Here is a 19957-nt window from a genome sequence, read left to right as displayed (position 1 = left end):
GGAGCAGTCTCGGTGGGCAGCATTGATCGGGCAGTCTGCGGGAAGGGGACGGCGCAACCTGCGGCAAGATCATAGGCGGTGCGGGTGATGATTTCGTCCTTCATGGCCTCGTTCAAATCCTTGAAGTAGGCGGAATACCCAGAAACACGAACGAGAAGTTCCGGGTAGTCGTCTGGATGCGACTTGGCATCGATAAGCATCTCATAACTCATGATGTTGAACTGGATATGCAGGCCGCCGGTGCGAAAGTAGGCCTCAATGGCCTGGCTGAATTTTTGCCGTTCCTCCTCAGTCCGGACAACAGGATACTTGAGGTTGAAGGCGACCCCGCCGGGCACATGGCACGAGTCGATGCCGCCCACCGCGTTAAGACATGCGGCAAGATCGGTCGCTGCATGAGAGACAGGGGTAATGCCGCTTGCGAAAACCCGGTTTGCCTTTCTGCCGTTGGGCAGCGCCCCGCAGAGTTTGCCTTGGCCGGCGTGGTTCGTCATGGTCCAATAGGCCGGTCGGTAGCGGCCGCCCCGGTAATTGAGATGAGATTGGTAGATATCAAAGAGAAACTGCACGAGATTGTTGGTATTTTTTTGCGCCACCGGATGCTCTGAGCCAAATTTCGGTGTCCGGTTGACCAGCCAGGCATGTAGCTCTTCCTCACCCACAAAATTTCCCCTCAGGGCCTTCAGGATGCGGGGTAGAGAGTATTTTCCCTCAACAAAAACTACTTGCTCAATAGCGCTCAACGAGTCCACCGTGTCGGCAAAGCCGATGTGAGTGGCACCCGAGGAGTTGTACAGGGCGCCGCCAAAGATGAGATCCTCCCCCTTAGCCATGGGTCCCTCGAAGAGCGCTGAGAGCAACGGCGAAGGAAGATACTTCTGATGGCTGCGTCCCATCTGTTCGTTCAGCTCGATAGCCTGACCGATGAGCCAACCGAGCTGAACCCTGAAAGCCTGCCAGAAGTCGCCAAAACTCTTGAACGATTCAGGGACTCCGGTCTGCGGCCCAATCTGCTCATCACCGGTCACCGGCCGTTTGCCGTTGTAGAGAGTCAGCTCCAGGGCAGATGCCAGGTTAAGCATGATGGAGCTTGACGCGTCAAAACTCCTGCCCGAGGCGGAGAGTTCCACACAGCCGATGATGGCGTAATCACGGGCGTGTTCTGTGGCCACACCCTGATTTTCCAACGTTCTGATAGCAGCAAGATCGTTATAGAGCGCGGGTGCTGACTTGGTCTGGGCAATCACCTCCGCCACCCGATTAAGATAGGTGGAGCTGTTCTTTTCGTAGTGGAAACGGGCGTTGACACTTGGGTCTCTGGTCGTCAGGAGTTCGGTCGCGCGCAACATGAGGTAAGTAAGATCGTTCACTGCATCCTCACCCTGCTGGTCAATCCCGCCTAAGGTTACCGCCGGCACGGTCCCTGCGCCGCCAAAGAGTTCCTCGCCGGTTTCAGGAACCAGATTGGTATTGTCGTTGAATTTCAGCCACAAACAGCCAATGAGTTCCAGCGCCTCCCCTTCGCTCAGGGTCCCACCCACGATATCATTCCGGTAATAAGGCCAGAGAATCTGATCCAGACGGCCCGGACTAATTGCCATGTTGATATTCTCTGCATGGATGGCGATCTGCAACAGCCAAATGGAGTTCAACGCTTCCCGAAAACTCTGCGCCGGTTTCGCCGGCACCCGGGAGCAGATCTCTGCCATCCTGGTGAGATTCCTTTTTCGTTCAGGATCATATTCCCGTGCCGCAAGCTCGGTAGCCTTCCGGCTTAAGTTTTCGGCATACGCGATGATACCACGGAGCGCGATAGGGACCGCCTGATAAAAGGCCAGCTGCCCGGACTCTTGACAAGAAAGAATTCCCTGATGTTGCAGGGATTCGGCGTGCCGTTCCGCCTCTCCGATAATCCAGTCGAGACCCTTCTCCAAGGCGACTTGGTAGCAGGGAACGGTGTGAGAGATGGCCCCGGCCTTGCTCGCAATAAAAAAAACAATTCTCTCAAAGAGCCGCATGGCCGGAGGATTGCCAAACTCCTTGCGGGTGCGCTCCAGGATGTTCCTTTCCATCCAATAGGGGAAGATATCACGATTAAGATCCTTGGCGTCCTGGCGAGAGAGGAGTTGCGGATTTTTCTCCCGAGTACTGATGATATCAAGCTCGGGCCAGATGGTCATACCCGTCAATTCCGGGTAGACCGGCGCCCCGAATCTTTTTGCAGTGGTAGTGCCGGCAAGCAGGTTATCATCAAAAAAAAGCGGCGCCTTATTTGAAAGATAATGCGCCACTGCCCTGGCGTAACGCAGTTCCATGCATTCGTCAGCATTGGCTATATCCTTGAGAAAGGCGGTGACATGCTTGGCGCGTTCGATACACACCTCGGCTCGAGCAGAGAGACAGGCCTGCCTGAGTGAGGCCAGCCGTGACATGGTGGGGAGGGTGTAGTCAACGAGTCTGATATCGGCAAGGGTAACAACCATGAGCTTCTTCCTTCTTTTATTGCCCGTCACCTTCCTTTCACACCTTGCAGGAAGGTGACAAAGGCATATGTGTTTCTGCCGCGCAGGGATAGACCTATGGATAAGCCCCCACCTAAGCCTAACAGAATGACTAATTAATGTCACAAATACTAGTTAAATGCAAGGACAAGATCACAAAGGGATCTCTGAATGACGCCGTGAACTTGAACCGAGGAGCAGATAGAACATACAAAAAACTGCAAAATTCTTGGCCGGAAAAAGTCTTACCCAATCAGTCAAGGCAAGTCCGTCTTCTCTCTGGGAGAAGATAATTATTATTCAACACCTTCCCGCACTATTTTCCAGTCCCCATCTTCTTTTTTCATCTCGATTATTTTACACACCGTATCGCTGTACGTGTTTGATTCATAGGATTGGACAAAATTTATCCGGCTGGTGGTTGAATCAACTAATTGAACTTTTATATCGGCAAGAGAAACGCGAATGGATTTTGGTTTTGTCAGCCTTGATCGGCGCAACTTTTCCCATGCTGATCGACCATTAACTTCCGATTGCTGGAAATTTACCGAATAAAACGATAGATACTCATCAACTTTTTGCTCTGACCAAGCTTGACCCCATTGGGTCACAACGCTTTCCAACAGGGCAACAACTGGCTCTTCATCCAGTGAAGCTTCTTGAGACCGCTGCCCCTGCTGATCAACCTCTTTTTCTGGAGACGAATCGGACTGTTCCTCCGGAAGTCTGTCTCCCTGTTTTCCCTTTTCAAGCACAACAGACCCATGCTCCTTGACTCCCTCACCAGGCGTTATGGCATACCTATCCTTGTTCTGCCACACCTGAAGCTCTTTTCGTAACTCAGCCAGTGTTGACAGATCGTGGTGACGCTCGACAGCAAGAACCTTCAAACGTCTTTTCAGCTCCGCATTCAACTGAACACACTCTTCGTATCCCTGCACATGATCCTTATAATATGCTACCATCGCAGACCAATCGTGATCATCATCTTGTCCTCTCGGCTTCGCCTGTGCCAGTATCGCTGCTACTTCCTCCAGATCCTTTTCCAACCGGACAATTTTCTGCTGTTGACGAATAACTGTCGTGGCCTGCTCAGCATTGTCTGCCAGTAGTCTTTCATTCTCTCGCCCGACCGAGGCCAAAATCTCTTTTGTCTTGATCCGCTTGATTTCTGCCCGCCGAGTAGCCTGGATGTCCCCTACCTCTTTTCCCGGAACACAACTACTGGTCAACAGGACACCAACAACAAAGATGACGATCAAATAAACATAGTTACAACTTCTCATCTCCACTCCTCACCCTTCCACTCCCTGTTTATCGATCATTCCTGACCACTCCCTAACTCACAGCTCATCCTCTTCCTCCTCCACATCAGGGTCCGTCCGTATCAACACAACGTCATCAATCTCCAATTCCTGCGGCTCATCAGAAGGTGCCACAGTGAAAGCCATTACCGTTGCGGCGCCCGTGAAATCGGCAGGAACAGTACCTTGATCAATTCGAATCTCATACTGGCCTGGCAGCATATTCTGCAGATAATAACTCCCATCACTGGCAGTAACCGACTCAGTCACAATCCGTCCATCCGCGGGGTCAACCCCGGTTATCCTGATTCCCGGCACTGGTGACAGCTCTCCAGAAAGATCCTCGCCGGACCGCCACCGCACATACCCCAATGCCGCATGAACAGGACACAGGGCCAGATCCACCTTAGTCTTGACCCCTTGAACCACCTTGGCCTTTTGGGTGCCATGAATGACAGAATAAGTCGCTGGCACAGTATCAGGATCAAGACTCACCCGGACTTCATCGACATTGGAAGGCGCAGAAAAAACAAAAATCCCCTTACTATTACTCTTCGTGGCGGCACGACTACTCAACAGTACCTTGACCCCCTCAACCCCCATCTCATCATCCTCCCGTATCGCGTTGGCATTACGGTCGACATACACCACCCCGCCCACAACTCCCTGCTCCGGACTAATCCGCTGCTCAGTAACATCAGTGATAGTGCGCCCATCGATATTAAACAACCGCTGTAAGCTGAGGTAAACCTCAACCTGCCACTCATTGTCCTCATACCGGCTCCTAAAACCGAGCCAGGAACGACCAGAGGCGCCCAACCGATATTCGGTGCGGTTTTCAAAAAAAAGCTTCCCGTCTTTAACGTCCTGACCGATTTCCGTCCTGACCTGGAATGGCTTACCCTTGATCGTATTAAGCGAATGGACCAGCGACACTCTTTCCCGACTCCCCGCCTCCCGATAGAGCACACTCCAAAGTCCCTTGCTGCCAAAGGATTTGGTGAGCGAAAGAGAAGTCTGCTTGGATTGCGACACATCTAAGCCGGGCAGTCGCAGACCGTCAAGAAAGTCAAAATGGTTCATGAGGGAGAGGTCATCGCCGGTAGAGTAGATTCCCCGGAAAGCAAGACCCAAACCGAGGCTGCTTTGCAGGTCCAACGTCCGAAGCTCCTTTTTCTCCTCCCATGTTGCCTCCATAAGATCGTAGGCGATAGAAACTGAGGTCCTGGGAATGATACTGGTATCCATAACCACCCTATTGAGATCGACACGAAGGGTCTCTTCCCCCCCACCATCAACATTATCACTCACTTGGCCGGTAGCCGCTCGCAATCGCAAGTACGACCGCCACCGATAATCTCCATTGGCCACATACCCCTGACGGTCGCGAAGATTTCGATGCACTCCGTCGTAAAATTCTGGACCCAAACGAAAATACATGGGACTCAACCTCAAATCCGCCAACGGGTATAGCTGAAGACTGGTATTGTAAGCGAAATCGCTTGGTTTGCCACCATCCTCATCATAACGACCTTGCGCCCAACTCACCTCTCCGGAAAAAATCGACCAGTCAAAGGGACGCCAGGTAAGCTGGCCGCTGGAGTGAAGACTGGAAGAGGGATACTGCCGCTCATTTTCTTCCGAACTAAAAAACTCAACCGGCTCAAAAAAATCCCGCTGTGTGCCCAATGCCAAACCTGCGGTAAGATTCTCGCTGACCCCATAGAGGAGCCGCCCCCCTCCGTAAAGCCCACGGCTCGACCATTCATCCCGCTTCCGGTTAGTGCCGGCCCCTGTCATGTAAAGAAGTCCTCCTACAGGAACCAGACTGGTACTACCAAGCACAGTCCGCTCAATGATTGATTCGATCCCGCTGGGTTCGATCACCCGCACACGAATTTCGGTCAAAGTCCCTGGCGACAGGCGGATATCAGTAAAACGATACAACCCCGTCCCCGGCAGGGTCGGAAGGCCTGTTTCCACCACTTTGCTATCCACCAGATTTCCGTTGACGTAAAGCTCGACCTGTGAGCCCACCGGCACCGACTCTTCAACCAGGTAGGGCTGGACAAAAGCCTTTCTGGCCTTGGGGAGCCCTTCCGTCATCTCGCCGGTTCGCGCAATCCCGCTCCAGGTAGCCCCGGTGAAATTAAGTGACGGAAAAACCAGATCGGTCAATCCCAAAATGGCGTCCCCAGCCACAACAGAGCTGTTGCTGAAATCACGATCCCACTCCGCCCAATCCAACCTGACATAGGGACTGTCCCCAAAATCAATGGCGCCATCGGTATCCAGACCAAGCTGAGGTTCGGTGAATCTCAACTTATAACGTCCCCCCCGTAATGATCCCCACGCCCCCTGCTCAAGTGATTCAATAGAGATATCGTTATCCTTGTTTCTGCTGACGAGCTGACTCTTTGCCCGCCCTCGGATTTCAACAAAATCAAGACTCACATCGCGCTGCCTCGGCTCGGCGAGATCGTGCCTTTCAGGAATATCCGTCCTGATTGATTCGGTCTTCATCGCCAACAATGACGGCTTTTCTTCCTGTTTCCACAGAGGAAAGAAAGCATCGGTTTTCGCCACGAAGCCATACGTCGAATCCTCCCAGGATATCTCCATCCCCAACAGCTTCCCGACCACTGAAGTCGGGAGAAAGATATCCTGCTGCATTGTGATATCAGAGATCCCAACCACAAACTCAACCGGCTGCAGAGTGCCGACCGGCCCGGCCTGACCTGAATTGAGATCAATAGCAATGGATAGTTGGGGAGAGAGAGGGAAGGTCAGCGATGAACCCTGCTCCGTTACCGGGACCTCCAGGGCACGGAGCAAGGTAAGCAGCGGAACCCAGCGATCACCTTCGGAACGGATAACAGTACCGAGGTCGAGCAGGCTCAGCTTCTGCCAGCGCTGCGGCCCCCGCAGAGAAAACCCGACTACCTCTGTTTCTAAAATCTCAGTGGCAGCGATCTTCCCAGCAGCAGAACTTGCCGAGTCACTGGCAGCTGCCGGAAGGGGTGAAGGTGAAGAGGGAGGGGGTGTGTACAGCGGCTCTTCCGCCGCAGCCATTGGCTCTGCCGTTGCGACCGTGGACGAATACGCTAACATTCCGGGCAGACACCCAAACAAGACAAAAAAAAAGAGCGTTCTAATCCGGCAGATCGCGGGATTAGAACGCTCTTTCAACAGATACATATCCGGGGCAATTAAATTGTGACCTGGACTGATTTCTCGACGGATTCCTTCATTTGAGGCGCGCTGTATACGGCCTTGATACTCAAGGGTACCTGGCCAGGAAGCTTCTCTTCGATAGGGATCGCAAACTTGCGAAGATTCCCCGGCATAATATAGCTATTGCCCAAGTTCCCCTCACTAAGCATACTACCATCGCCAGCCCGTATCTCAAAGGTGCCTGTCGCATAGAGGTGGCCGGTGCCATTGTTGTTAACCGTAACCTGAAGGGTTGCCCCTTTGTCATTCCGCACCAACTGCAACTCATCGATTTGGCACTGGTAGGCAACCTCGCCGTGTCGAGCGAAAATCGGCACCATCACCGAAGAGCTGACCTCAAGCTTGAGGGTACGGCCAGCACCGTCCTTGGTGCGGGTGGTATTGGTCTTGAGCGACTCCATTTCCATGGCAGCCCAGTATTCCTGATCTTCCAACTTACCCTTCGGAACAATCACGAACCGCACCCGCTGATTGGTCTTGGGCGCTAAGGTAAGCTCCTTAGGGTTAAACTTGATCCACGATGATAGGGAATTCTTATCCTCTGGCAGACTTAAGAGATTCCCGGTGGGCGAAAAACCAAAATGAGCCGCCTTGATCCTATATCGTTCCGGCTCATCGCCATTATTGGTAATAACAAATTGACCGGACGGCTGCCCTTTGCTCATATCAATTTCGACAAAAGCAGGGGCAATTGAGATCCCGGCTAGTGCGCCAAAGGCAGAGAAAAGAACCAGCAGAGTCGCGATCAAGGCACTGGCCAGTATCTTTCTGAACATTGTGATGGTCTCCTTACTCACATAAATTTAGGGGAAACGGCGTGAGCACCATAATGGATCAAAGGGCCGGCCGTGTTCGTTGCCAACCACAAACAATCAAAACCGGTCCTTCCGGGTAAAAAATTACGGCATAACCATAGCGGCAAGTTTAACCTTTCCGCTATACTCGCCCATCGGCTTTTCCGGGTCATCCTGAGTCCAGGTAACGGTGGTGCGGCAGGTCTGGCTGAAGTGCCCGTTCTGGCTGCTTTCAAACTGCAGGTCTTCCGCCTGCCTCGCCGGGAAAGCACCGATAGTGGTATCACCAACATAAGAAGCGTTGCCATCGATACCCCTCATGGGATTTGCGTTGTCACATGAAACATCCACACCAGCAGAGAGATTCAACGGGATCGGAGCAACAGCAGTACCTCTAGGATCATCACCCTTGAACAGCGGAGAGGCAGCCAGGTTCATCGCAACGCCTTCGGTGTTGGCATCGATTCTGAAATCAAAGGTGGCATCAAAATCACCCATCTGCACAGAGCCGGCATCAACATTAGGAGTGCCCGGTTGTACAGCGATATTGGCAACGACATTCATATAAACGTGTGCGGTTGCAGAGTTAGACGTGTCAGCAAAACTGTTTTGAGCTGTCAGCATCACCAAAGCACTGAGTGCTGCGCAAAAGAGTACTTTTTTCATAATTTTCTCCTTTCATTTTTTTTATTTTTATTGGCGCTCACGCCAATTCCCCTCATCATGACACTACCGCCCTGCAACTACACCAAATCATCATGTCCTAACCGTCCTTCGCATTGCCGTTTGATTTCCACGCGCACATATTCTCCAATGTGCCAGCCTTCAAAAATCTCAATCGAACTTCGCACAAAACCTTTACATATTAGGAGGCTCAACCAAACAGGTCAGTCTCATCTTTCCCGTATAGGTACCGGCAGGGAGAATCTGTTCATTTTGTGTCCAGGAAATCGTTACCTGCAGCCGCTGGCTGAAAATATATCCCTGCTGGCTGGTAAAGGTGACAGTTTCGGTCTGTAGGGACGGCAAATCGGAAACAAGTTCGCCGTCTTTTTCATAATTGGCGATATGACTTCTCGGCACAGCATCCTGGGTTTCGATTATCACCCCCGCTCCCCGATTGAGAGGGATAGGTGGCACCTCACCATTATCATCCCGTTCATAATACAAAGGGGTATTTTCCAAAAACAGGCGAACGGTCGAGACATTGGCTTCAACCCCAAACTCTACTGTCCCGGAGATTTCACCACCTCCAGTGGCAGTAAGAAAGACTGTCGGGGTTAGCGCCTGAACCGCAATCTGAGTATCAACCTCATAAGAGGTAGTGGCGGTAGCCTGCTGGGCTGCTCCATGACACAGCGTATAAAATGCCACGGTAAAAATGAACACACCCAGAAGCACCACTGGATTTCCACTCCAATAACAACCAAAACCACGAGTGCAACGCAGAAGCCACCGCCTAAAAACACCAACAAGAATACCCATGTGTCCCCCATCGAAACAATAACGGGCATTGAGGCCCCGCAAAAAACTCTATTGCATTTTGTCCCGCCATCCAGGCAACTCTTTAATACATATCAGGGACTCGGAAAATACCAATTTACCTGGATCGCGCCCGGATCTGGGTCAGATTTGGTTGCGCCGATTGAACAAAACCGCAGGCGTAGCAGCGCTACGTCGAGGATTTTGTAATTGAGTCGCGACCAAAGATGGCCCAAAGCCGGGATGCGTTATGGTAATTTGGTATTTTCCGCGTCCCTCAGTTCATCTCAGAAAAAATCGCGCCCCTAAACAATTTTCTATTTTTTTGTTGGCAACCTTATCAAGGCGTTTCTTTGTCCTGCTCCCTTCGTCGGGATAATTAAGCTGAAAATCGCTAAGAGCCACAAAACTATTACCACTCATGATTTGTAATTTCACCTAAAACAACAAACAATAACTGGTATTAAAGTTATTTCATATAAGACAAATTATGAATATAAAAACAGGATACTTCGAAATACTTCAACTTTAAACTAGCAAAATACACATAATTACATATCTACTTATAGCAATTTATAGCAAAATCCATGCCACATTAGTATAAACCTAATATTACTAGCTACATTGTAGCTGTAAGCTAAATCACAGAGATATTAAGCAAGCTATATATTGGCAATAAATTGATCAGAAAAGAGTTTTTATCGGAATCACCTCCAACAATCCGGAAGAATTATTTTTTTGTTCAATTTTACAGCAGGTTACCACTGCGATCTGGGCAGACAAAAAAATACGAGTTGAGCGAAGACAGCAGCTCAATTTCACCCTGAGCGCCAACAACAACGGGGCTTTCCAGTAAACTGGAAAGCCCCGTTGTTGTTGGCGCTCAAAAACAGATTCAGCAAAACTCAGCTGACACGTCTCCTCAAACTCACACGCACATGTTACTTATCGCATTATTTTATGCAACAGCAGTGAGCACTACAAATCAAGATAAGTATAGCCCTGCAAACCCTTTTCATACTCTTTCAATAACCGCATGGCTTCATTCGGGCGCAAACGATCTTCCTTGATCGCCCGATCGAACTGAGCTTTCATTTTTCGGGCCAAATCATTATCCGTGTACTGCACCAAGGTTAGAACCTTCTCCATGGTCGTACCGGCAATAGTTTCTTCAATATAATAGCCAGAGTCCTCATCCTCATCAAGGAAGACATGCGCCTCATTGACCCGCCCGAAGAGGTTATGAAGATCGCCCATGATGTCCTGATAGGCTCCGGTCAAGAAAATGCCGATATTATAACTCTCCCCGTTTAAATCGTGCAGAGGCAACGTATCCATCCCATCTTCATACAGATTGATAAATTTCGAGACCTTACCATCCGAATCACAAGTAATATCAACCAGGGTGCCCTTCCGGCGCGGCTCCTCCAGTAAACGGTGCAAAGGCATGATCGGAAAGAGCTGACCTATCCCCCAGTGATCAAGAAGCGATTGAAAGACACTGAAATTACACAGATACTGATCGCTCATACTACTTTCCAGCTCCTGAATTTCATCAGGCACATACTCAGCATCCTTAAAATACTCAAGAACGCGAGCGCCGATCATCCAAAAAAGCTTTTCCACTTCAGCCTTCACCGTCAGGTCGATCAACCCCAAGGTAAAGCGATTATGAATCTCCTCCTTCCAGTGTAACGCATCATGATAGGCCTCAAGAGGATTATCAGGATTGATATTATTGTAGGTGTCCCACACCTCCTTTACCAGACGATGAGTACTGTTGGGTGGAACCACAACGACATTCTCCGGTACTTTCTGAATATTACCGAAAACCTCGAGCACTAAAACAGAATGGTGAGCCACGATCGCCCGGCCACTCTCAGTGACTACTATTGGGTGCGGCACCTTCTCCTGATCACAGACATCCATAATATTATAAACAATGTCACGGGCATATTCATTGAGCGAATAGTTGATGGAAGAATGAAATGTACTGCGGCTTCCATCATAATCGACACCGAGACCGCCGCCGACATCAAGATACTGCAGATCATGGCCAATCTGACGAAGCTTGGCATAAAACATGGTAGCCTCACGCACAGACTTCTTAATCGCCAGAATATCCGGAATCTGAGACCCGATATGATAATGGACAAGCTTTAAGCAATGCGACATCCCCGCCTCTTTCAACAAAGCAGAGGCCTCAAGAATCTCCTGGGTCGACAGCCCAAACTTGGCATTTTCACCGGTACTTTTTTCCCACTTGCCTGTTCCCTTGCTCATCAGACGCAGCCTGATGCCAATCATCGGCTCCACCTGCATCTCGCGAGAGGCAACGATAATGCTGTTAATGTCCCCCAGTTTCTCGGCGACCAGGATCACCTTTTTCCCCAACTTAACTCCGAGAAGCGCCATCCGGATATAGCAGTGATCCTTATAACCATTACAGATAATCAAGCTCTCCTTGTCCTCATGAAAGGCGAGACCAGCAAAGAGTTCCGGTTTGGACCCCACTTCAAGACCGTAGTGATATTCCCGCCCGGCGTCGACGATCTCCTCGACCACCTCCCGCAACTGATTAACCTTGATCGGATACACGCCCCGATAAATGGATTTGTAATCAAACTCCTTAATCGCCAGACTAAAGGCTTGATTAATCCTCATCACTCGATTGCGCAGCAAATCCTGAAACCTGATCAGCAACGGGAAATGCAATTTCTTGGCAACCGCCTCCTCGATAACATCCATAATCGCAATGGTGCCACCCTCTTCCTTTAAGGGAGATACCGTCACCTGCCCCTGCTCATTGATGTCAAAGTACCTCAGGCCCCACCGTGAAATCCCGTACACTTCCCGTGCCTTCTCAATATCCCAGACATTTGTATTCTCCATCCCACATTCCCTGATTTCCAATTGCAATCAACCAGCCGTACATTCAATAACTGGCAGATCATAGTAACAGATTTTATTACCACACCCGACGTCCGCCTGTAAAAACATGCGGACTAAATCAAGCGCGGTGCCAAATTTACAATATTATATTTCTCTCTTCCGATTGTGGTAGCACATCTCGACAGCAACAACCTACGCACAAGATATCTACTCGATTAATTCCTAATATCAAGGAGAATGCAGTCAGGACACGTTTTATGCAGCTCCTAAAGAAGACGGGGCCTTCCAAAAAATGGAAAGCCCCGCTTGGAAATTTTCAGCACAAGCCCGAAATAATCGGCGCTCGCACCTTCCTTCAGTTATTTCTCCTGAACAGAAACCAACTCCACCTCGAAGATCAGTGTCGCATTAGGTCCGATAGGCCCACCTTGGGTTCCACTCTCTCCGTAAGCCAAACCCGCCGGGATGAAAAGTTTCCATTTGGCCCCTTCTTTCATCAATTGAAGGGCCTCGGTCCAGCCTTTAATCACGCCATTAACAGGAAAAGTGGCGGGTTGACCACGAACATAGGAACTGTCAAACTCGGTTCCGTCAAGCAACGTCCCCTTATACTGAACAGTAACCATATCCGTCTCCTTGGGCGATTTGCCTTTACCTTCAGCCATCACCTGATACTGCAAACCACTGGCAGTTGTCTTAACCCCGTCCTTTTTCTTATTTTCTGCCAAGAATGCATCGCCTTCCTTTACGTTCTTATCGCCTACCGCTTTCATCTCAGATTGCTGCTTATCCTGCATCTCCTTCTGCAGATTCATCAAGGAAGCTTTGGCTTCATCGTCGGTCATAACAAGTTGTTGTCCGGTCAAGACATCCTTAATAGCCTTACCCAAGATGTCCGGACTGACATCGATATTATTTTGCTTAAGGCTGTTAGCCATATCCATTCCGATGGCATAGCTCACCTTGTCTTTAGGGGTCTTTAACTCCATTTTTTCGGCAGCAATAGCCGTGGTTGCCATCAGCATCATACCAAAAATCATTACGCCTCTCACTTTCATGCCTTCTCCTTGATTGGTAAATTAAGAAACTTTTATCACGATTACCCAAACCCTCGGTGTTAATCGCGGCGAGTACCCGTTAATGCGGGAATCTCCTTGTATACAAAAAATATAAAAGGGGATAGAGTTTTTAACAAAATACTGTAACTTCCTTAAGACTACAAGTAACCACTCTTCATGGAAGCTCTGTAAAATCAGACGTCCCTGTCGCCAGAAATAAGAAATAAGGACAGAAACAATTGAAAGTGCCTTACCAAAATCAAACTAAACCTCCAGGAGGCAAGTAAACGGTACCATGGAAAAAATTCTCGCCAACATCCCTTGGTCGGTGCTAGTCATCGCCTGCCTGACCATCGGCCTCGCCCCATTCAACCCTCCCCACATCTGGGAAAAACTTCAGCTGCTAGCCAAAGGGCAACTCGTCCGCCCGGTAGACTGGTTCGACTTCTTCCTACACGGAACCCCCTGGATTCTGCTGATCGTAAAATCCATTCTATCCATTAAATAAATGAAAATCTTTCAGCGAACAAAGGACTCCTTCGCAACACTCTAATGCAAGTGGAGGGAACCGCCTTATCAGCAACCAGATATCGGAAGCAGCTCAGGATTGACAGTCTCGCAAAAAGCCACGCGATGGCTAAGTAAAAGGGCCGACATACAAGGCGCGGGGTGTGTTTTGTGAGTGAGGCAATACATATGGTATGCCGAACGAACAAAACCGCCACGCAATTCAGTTCAATCCCCGCTGATGTTGGACGGGGACGCCGTAGATCGGACTTTTTGCGACGCCATCAGGATTAAGGTGAAAACTTCGCAAGCATAATGGAGTGGAAGCAATTACAGAAAAAAGGATGGGTTGTCAAACCTATTCACCACCTGCGGCAGGCTTGACATTTTGGAGCCAAGAGCGGAGTTCTGCATTAGTTGCAACAGAGGACACAGAAGATGTCCGAAATCGTAAAGAGGGCGGCCGTTTCATTTGCTTATCAATCTTGGCCTGATACTCTTCGGCTAGCGCTTGCGCTTCATGGAGTTGCTTGATAGAAAAATTACCAGCTATGTTATCCCTATGCTTTGCAGCGGCTTCTACACCTTGCATTGCCGCAAGACTAGACCAAGCGTAAGCATTAATTTCATCTTTAGAGATATCCTGACCTTCGGCGTACGACATTCCCAAAAGATACTGAGCATCTGCATCTCCCTGACTCGCAGCCTCTCTAATTTCGGAAATATCCAATTCTGCACGTGCTTGAAAGGGGATAACGCAAAGAAAAAAACAAATTACCGCCTGTAAAGTTAAATTACGGAATATCCTCTTTCCCATCAGGTTCCTCCACCAGGACTTGACATATTCCTTCGAGTATTTCAACTCGGGAGCCACAAATAAGAATATCTACTAGCAAAATCCGCACCTACTCTTGCAATCAGCCAGAAAACCAGCTCAGCATAACCGAAAGAGCAGCAATACCGGCGTCAATCATTGAATTGCGTGGCAGTATTGCTTTTCAAACAAGCGGGATATTCACCCAATAAAGAGAATTTTCACCAGGAAGGAGTGTCATTTCAAGAGCAGTAACGTGGAAAGACAAAGGAGCGGCGCAGATGGTGTGGAGATGGCAGGGAGATATGTTTTGGGATTTTCCACCTCAAGCACAGAATAGTCTCGATTTGGAAATAAAAAAAAGGGGCTAGAAATTAATCTAGCCCCTTGATTTCACAATGGTGCACCTGGCAGGATTCGAACCTGCTACCTACGGATTCGTAGTCCGGCACTCTATCCAGATGAGCTACAGGTGCTTACGAAAGAAGCCGAATATACCCCAAGCCGAGACATTGATCAACAAGAAATTCATCTTTCGAGACCCAGCAGATTATTAAATACCCCACTCCCCCATGTTGCTACCAAATCAATTGCTGCATGGAAAACCATCTCTGGCAGAAAATCCTGAGCAGGGTCACCCTTGCTTGGCAGGGGGCGCTAATCCTTTGTCATCAAAACTTGCGGCGTCAACCAACCACTCTTCAATTTCGGCAGGCGTCGGCAGACGACCAATGCTCTTAACCTTCCCGTTAACCACCAATGCCGGTGTCTGCAAAACGCCAAAGCGGCCTATCTCATCCGGGTCATGCACCTGAAAGACATCAGCGGCTATCTGCCGGGTGGCCATGATCTCAATCACCACTCTCTGCAGATTATTACACGACACACAACCCGTACCCAGAATTCTCACCTCAAGCGGGCCCCCACTAAAAGACCCTCCTTGACGCAATCGAACAATCTCCTCTTCGAGCGCGTGACGGTACTTGGCTTCCGCCACCTGTGGGATATAATTATGGTGGGCGATTTCGGCATACACCAACTCTACCGCCTCGGCAAGCGCAAGCTCAGGTTGTGCCAAAACTCGAGTAAATGCGACATCCAGACCTATTAGACCGATAGAGACAGCGCCAACCTTTAAGTTTCTTTGTAACGGGATATCATCCATCAGCTGAACCAGCCCACGACATCACTCTTAGCAGGAACCTTGCCAACACACTTGATCACACCGTCAACCACAATTGCAGGGGTACTCAAAACCCCAAGCCGCGCCATTTCTGCAAAATCAGTAACTTTACACACTGTAGCCTCAACCCCAGCCTCTTTCACCGCCTCACGCACCACAGCTTCTGCTTTGGCACAACTGGCACACCCAGGACCGCACACCTTGATTTCCATATCACTCTCCCATTAACGACTGCAATGCCTTTGAACAACCCGGATCACACTATCAGATTAAATAAATACCCAACCCCAAGAATACCACAAGCCACAACCGCAATAAAAGTCGCGATCAGCCTCGGCATTAAAACCTTGCGCAAGATTACCATTTCCGGCAACGACAAGGCAATGACACTCATCATAAAAGCCAAAACCGTGCCGAGAGCCGCCCCTTTTTCCAGTAACGCATGAATAACAGGAACTATTCCAGCAGCATTAGAGTAAAGCGGCACTCCGATGAGTACTGCGACAGGCACACTCCACCACACCTCCCGCCCCATGACCGAAGCCATCATTCCGGCAGGGACATACCCATGAATCCCAGCGCCAACCGCAATGCCGATAATGACATAGAGCCAAACCTTAGCCACAATATCATGAACTGCTTCCCAGCCTCGATCCAGACGATCATTCCAGGTCAACTGTTCTTCACTCATGCCAGGTCCAGCCGCCAGCATCTGACGAACCCAAGGCTCGACATACTCTTCCATACCCAAACGGCCAATAACCCACCCGGCAACGATAGCTACCATCAACCCAGTCCCCAGATAGAGCGCTGCCACCTTCCAACCCAACAGCCCATAGAGCAATATCACTGCTATCTCGTTGACCATGGGCGCAGAAATCAGGAATGAAAATGTAACCCCTAACGGCACTCCGGCGGTTACAAACCCGATAAAAAGCGGGACTGCGGAACAAGAACAAAAAGGGGTCACTGTACCAAGCAGGGCAGCAAGAACATTACCCGTCGCTTCACTGCGGCCAGCCAGAATCGACCGGGTCTTCTCTGCCGTAAAAAAAGAGCGGATCACACCAACGACAAACACCACTAAGGTCAGCAGCATCAAGACCTTTGGGGTGTCGTACAGAAAAAACTCCACCGCGCCGCCCAGATGGCTTCCCTTCGCAAGACCAAGAACCGTATAGGTAAGATACTCAGATATTGGCTTAAGCCCACGATAAATAAGAAACCATAGCGGCAGGAGGGCCAGCACCAAAAGGATTCGTGCTGTAATCTGGCCCTTATCGTCATCCACCAAGCACCGGTAATCTCTACACCAACAACTTCTCATGATTGAGACCCCCAACTTTTCGACTCAAATCCAGTCGATTAACTTGTTTCACTTTTTTATGATGTCGAATCACAAACGTTACCTGACATCCCTCACTTCATTGACATTCGGTTTCAGCCCTCCTGCCTAACCAAGCAGCTGATCACTTCAGGAAACAACTGAACAAAACTCCTATCAGGCTTCTGTAAAAAAGAAAGGACCTGGCCGGTTTCCGGTTCGGAAAAAGATAAAAAATTGGCGTGAAGCATCAACCGGTGAATGTTCAAATGCTCCCGGAAAAGCCGATTATGCTTACCATCACCATGACCAACGTCACCTACCACCGGATGCCGGATATGGGCCAGATGACGGCGGATCTGATGCCAGCGCCCGGTCTTTGGGGTAATCTTCAGCAATGAATAGCGGGCGGTTGGAAACCCACTAACAGGCCAGGGGAACTCAATCTGCCCCAATGGCTCGTAGACGCTTATCGCCTCCTGCTCCTCCCCTTTCCCCTCTTTTTTTAATGGATAATCTATCACCGCCCCTTCATAAACCCATCCCCGCACCACAGCCAGATAACTCTTCTCTACCGCTCCCTCCTGGAAAGCCATCCCAAGACGCGACACACTAGCCTGATTCAAGGCGAAAACCATAAGCCCGGAGGTGGGCCGGTCCAGCCGATGGGCAGGAAAGACCCTGCGACCAAGCTGGTCTCTGAGCAGCTGCAACAGAAAACAGGTGTCACTGGATATCGGTGTGCGATGAACCAGCATGTTCGGTGGCTTATTGACCACCACTAGGTTGTCATTCTGAAAAACTATTTCGATGGATGGGTGCATGAACAGCGAAACTGCCTCCACTTATGACTTCTCATGCAAGACCACCACTGCCTCTTGATCTCGACTGGTTATCTGGTGGGCCACCTTAGCTGGCACCACCTCGTAGCCGTTACCATATTTGACAATGGCGAGATGACCTCGGCTGAGCTGATCAATCATCTCGTCCGAGACAAAAATCCTCTTGATCTTACTCTGGTCAACAAAATGGTATGGCTCTCCACGCGAGTCCTGAGCTAAGCGATTAATCTCAATGAGTTGCGCAACCTGGGCCTTTTGCTCCCGTTGGCGGGTCTCATCAAGGCGCTGCCGGTTGAGTTCCCGGTTACGCAGATCCTGAGCTGCCTGCTCCTCCCGCACCTTGTTGACAAGAGGCGTTGATGGGCTTTTCCCCTTGTTCTGCTTACGACTAATAAATTTTTCATGTTCGGCCTTCTTAGCCTGTTTTTTGGTAGCCAGCCCAGCCTTAAGAAGCTGGTCCTGCAACGGGTTTCCCATGCGCTTGTCCTTAGGAGAGTTCACTGTGTACGGTTAATAGGGTAATAAGCATAAAACTATCGGATAACAACGCCTCACAGGCCTGCTGACAATTTAAGCCCGAAATCATTTCCCGCCATTTGACCATATCTACCCAGGGATGCAAAGAAATTATGATTGAAGCCAATGAGCAGAATAGTATTCTAAGTGCCACATAATAATTCCCGACGGACCGCTTATCCAAAATGCCCGCAGAGTGCGTCAGGCCTGTCCCCTGCTTCCCCTTCGGCTCTATTCAGAGAAAAGATCTTTTGCTTGGGAACCCAATTGAAATACATGGCTCCTCGCTGTTTGGAGTGGGTTGGTTTGCAATAAGCAGCTCCGACTTGGGTGAGATGGAGAAATGGAATGATGTACAGTAGCATCTATGATTGGGGGGGGTAGCTGGATATTTATGGTGCTGAAATGATATGTTACCCACCCCTGTACACATAGTCCACGGAGATATCCAGAAACTGGATATCCTGATTTTTAGCTTGATACACTGAAAGCTGTTACCAACCCTCCAAATAAACTATTGCAGATAATATTCTGATTGTTTACTTACACATAAGTGCGAGGATTATCCTTGAATTCTGGCCAGTCGAAAGGAATCAGGGATCGTTTCGTGAGGACAAATATACTGTCCATCGACCGCCACGCGGAGATATACAGAAACGGTATAATTACTAGTTAGCTGTAAATACAAATAACACAAGGAATACAGATGAAAGACGGATACATCATTGATTTTATTTCTGGTGAAGAGGTAAAAGCTACACCTGAAGAAGTTGAAGCGGTACAAGTATATTCCAAGTTACTTGTAGAGGATTATGATTATCCAAAGTCTCATATTACAACACACCCTCAACACCGCGTTAAGGTAAGACCTTCTGACACAAAAAAGGAGTATCCAGTTGATATTGCCGTTTTCCAAAACGACAAGAAAAACGAAGATGATATTTTTATAATTGTTGAGTGTAAAAAGAAGAACAGGAAAGACGGTAAAACCCAACTCCAGGACTACTTGCGTTTTTCAAAATCACAGTTAGGAGTCTGGTTTAATGGAGAAGAACGGCTCTTTCTAAAAAAGATTGAAAAAGATGGAAAAGTCCTTTTTGAAGAAATACCAAACATTCCAAGATACGGTCAAAGAATCGAAGACGTTGGCAAATTCAAAAGATTAGACTTAAAGCCAGCAACGAATCTTAAAAATGTATTTAAAGCAATGCGTAATTATTTAGCCGGTAATGTCGTTGGGGCAACGAGAGACGAAGTTTTTGCTCAACAACTTATAAATTTAATTTTTTGTAAAATTTATGACGAAAAATTCACCAAACCTGATGAGATGGTGACTTTCAGAGCAGGTATTGAAGAGGGGCCGAAAGAGGTAAAATCAAGAATCTTAGAACTTTTTAATAAGGTTAAAAAAAATTACAATGATGTAATTGATAGTTCAGATGAAATTAATCTTGATGAATACTCACTGACTTACATAGTCGGCGAACTACAGCAATATTCAATTTT

16 protein-coding genes and 1 tRNA gene are annotated in these 19957 nt (G+C 49.0%); 2 read left to right on the top strand and 15 right to left on the bottom strand.

The features are described from left to right. From FP815_16440 to FP815_16405, 8 genes are all read right to left on the bottom strand, one after another. Positions 1 to 2483, bottom strand: a 2483-nt coding sequence (locus FP815_16440; protein ID MBA3016516.1) for a hypothetical protein, incomplete at its 3' end; no start/stop codon positions are given. Between the two features lie 314 nt (positions 2484 to 2797). Continuing rightward, on the bottom strand, positions 2798 to 3787 hold the full coding sequence (locus FP815_16435) for a hypothetical protein (GenBank protein ID MBA3016515.1): 990 nt from the start codon (positions 3785 to 3787) through the stop codon (positions 2798 to 2800). Between the two features lie 57 nt (positions 3788 to 3844). After that, positions 3845 to 6994, bottom strand: a complete 3150-nt coding sequence (locus FP815_16430; protein MBA3016514.1) for a hypothetical protein — start codon at positions 6992 to 6994, stop codon at positions 3845 to 3847. 20 nt (positions 6995 to 7014) lie between these two features. Next, positions 7015 to 7815 (bottom strand): molecular chaperone, encoded by an 801-nt coding sequence (locus tag FP815_16425; GenBank protein MBA3016513.1) that lies wholly within the window; start codon positions 7813 to 7815, stop codon positions 7015 to 7017. Between the two features lie 123 nt (positions 7816 to 7938). Beyond that, positions 7939 to 8499, bottom strand: coding sequence for a hypothetical protein (locus FP815_16420; protein MBA3016512.1), 561 nt, complete (start codon positions 8497 to 8499; stop codon positions 7939 to 7941). Positions 8500 to 8691: 192 nt separating this feature from the next. After that, complete coding sequence (locus FP815_16415; protein ID MBA3016511.1) at positions 8692 to 9318, bottom strand: hypothetical protein; 627 nt, start codon at positions 9316 to 9318, stop codon at positions 8692 to 8694. Positions 9319 to 10293: 975 nt separating this feature from the next. Next, positions 10294 to 12207, bottom strand: a complete 1914-nt coding sequence (gene speA, locus FP815_16410; protein ID MBA3016510.1) for a biosynthetic arginine decarboxylase — start codon at positions 12205 to 12207, stop codon at positions 10294 to 10296. A 359-nt stretch (positions 12208 to 12566) separates the two neighbouring features. Next, positions 12567 to 13226 (bottom strand): FKBP-type peptidyl-prolyl cis-trans isomerase, encoded by a 660-nt coding sequence (locus FP815_16405; GenBank protein MBA3016509.1) that lies wholly within the window; start codon positions 13224 to 13226, stop codon positions 12567 to 12569. Between the two features lie 334 nt (positions 13227 to 13560). On the opposite strand from FP815_16405, the gene FP815_16400 reads away from it, so the two are divergent. Continuing rightward, positions 13561 to 13773, top strand: coding sequence for an RND transporter (locus FP815_16400; protein ID MBA3016508.1), 213 nt, complete (start codon positions 13561 to 13563; stop codon positions 13771 to 13773). Positions 13774 to 14130: 357 nt separating this feature from the next. Here FP815_16400 and FP815_16395 read toward each other — a convergent pair whose 3' ends face one another. From FP815_16395 to FP815_16365, 7 genes are all read right to left on the bottom strand, one after another. Further along, positions 14131 to 14589 carry a sel1 repeat family protein gene (locus FP815_16395; protein ID MBA3016507.1) on the bottom strand — a complete coding sequence of 153 codons (459 nt, stop codon included), beginning with the start codon at positions 14587 to 14589 and terminating at the stop codon, positions 14131 to 14133. Between the two features lie 396 nt (positions 14590 to 14985). After that, positions 14986 to 15062: transfer RNA gene (locus FP815_16390), tRNA-Arg, on the bottom strand. Between the two features lie 158 nt (positions 15063 to 15220). Beyond that, on the bottom strand, positions 15221 to 15754 hold the full coding sequence (locus FP815_16385; protein ID MBA3016506.1) for a thioredoxin family protein: 534 nt from the start codon (positions 15752 to 15754) through the stop codon (positions 15221 to 15223). Then, positions 15751 to 15981 (bottom strand): thioredoxin family protein, encoded by a 231-nt coding sequence (locus FP815_16380; GenBank protein MBA3016505.1) that lies wholly within the window; start codon positions 15979 to 15981, stop codon positions 15751 to 15753. The genes FP815_16385 and FP815_16380 overlap by 4 nt, the downstream gene beginning before the upstream one ends. Positions 15982 to 16025: 44 nt before the next feature. Further along, on the bottom strand, positions 16026 to 17096 hold the full coding sequence (locus FP815_16375; protein MBA3016504.1) for a permease: 1071 nt from the start codon (positions 17094 to 17096) through the stop codon (positions 16026 to 16028). A gap of 113 nt (positions 17097 to 17209) precedes the next feature. Continuing rightward, positions 17210 to 17917, bottom strand: a complete 708-nt coding sequence (locus tag FP815_16370; GenBank protein MBA3016503.1) for a tRNA pseudouridine(65) synthase TruC — start codon at positions 17915 to 17917, stop codon at positions 17210 to 17212. 21 nt (positions 17918 to 17938) lie between these two features. Continuing rightward, a complete protein-coding gene (locus FP815_16365; protein MBA3016502.1) occupies positions 17939 to 18412 on the bottom strand; it encodes a DUF2058 domain-containing protein in 474 nt (157 codons plus the stop codon). A 745-nt stretch (positions 18413 to 19157) separates the two neighbouring features. Between FP815_16365 and FP815_16360 the strand changes: the two genes are divergently transcribed. Further along, positions 19158 to 19957: type I restriction enzyme HsdR N-terminal domain-containing protein (locus FP815_16360; GenBank protein MBA3016501.1), on the top strand; the 800-nt coding region annotated here is incomplete at its 3' end.

This window comes from Desulfobulbaceae bacterium (assembly GCA_013792005.1).
Lineage (GTDB): Bacteria > Desulfobacterota > Desulfobulbia > Desulfobulbales > VMSU01 > VMSU01.
This window is presented reverse-complemented; position numbering and strand designations above follow the sequence as displayed.

Bases quoted from the DNA above. Each gene is read 5' to 3' on its own strand.
- FP815_16435 (MBA3016515.1), bottom strand. From the start codon at position 3,787: ATGAGAAGTTGTAACTATGTTTATTTGATCGTCATCTTTGTTGTTGGT.
- FP815_16425 (MBA3016513.1), bottom strand. From the start codon at position 7,815: ATGTTCAGAAAGATACTGGCCAGTGCCTTGATCGCGACTCTGCTGGTT.
- FP815_16420 (MBA3016512.1), bottom strand. From the start codon at position 8,499: ATGAAAAAAGTACTCTTTTGCGCAGCACTCAGTGCTTTGGTGATGCTG.
- FP815_16415 (MBA3016511.1), bottom strand. From the start codon at position 9,318: ATGGGTATTCTTGTTGGTGTTTTTAGGCGGTGGCTTCTGCGTTGCACT.
- speA (MBA3016510.1), bottom strand. From the start codon at position 12,207: ATGGAGAATACAAATGTCTGGGATATTGAGAAGGCACGGGAAGTGTAC.
- FP815_16405 (MBA3016509.1), bottom strand. From the start codon at position 13,226: ATGGCAACCACGGCTATTGCTGCCGAAAAAATGGAGTTAAAGACCCCT.
- FP815_16400 (MBA3016508.1), top strand. From the start codon at position 13,561: ATGGAAAAAATTCTCGCCAACATCCCTTGGTCGGTGCTAGTCATCGCC.
- FP815_16395 (MBA3016507.1), bottom strand. From the start codon at position 14,589: ATGGGAAAGAGGATATTCCGTAATTTAACTTTACAGGCGGTAATTTGT.
- FP815_16380 (MBA3016505.1), bottom strand. From the start codon at position 15,981: ATGGAAATCAAGGTGTGCGGTCCTGGGTGTGCCAGTTGTGCCAAAGCA.
- FP815_16375 (MBA3016504.1), bottom strand. From the start codon at position 17,096: ATGAGAAGTTGTTGGTGTAGAGATTACCGGTGCTTGGTGGATGACGAT.
- FP815_16370 (MBA3016503.1), bottom strand. From the start codon at position 17,917: ATGCACCCATCCATCGAAATAGTTTTTCAGAATGACAACCTAGTGGTG.
- FP815_16365 (MBA3016502.1), bottom strand. From the start codon at position 18,412: ATGGGAAACCCGTTGCAGGACCAGCTTCTTAAGGCTGGGCTGGCTACC.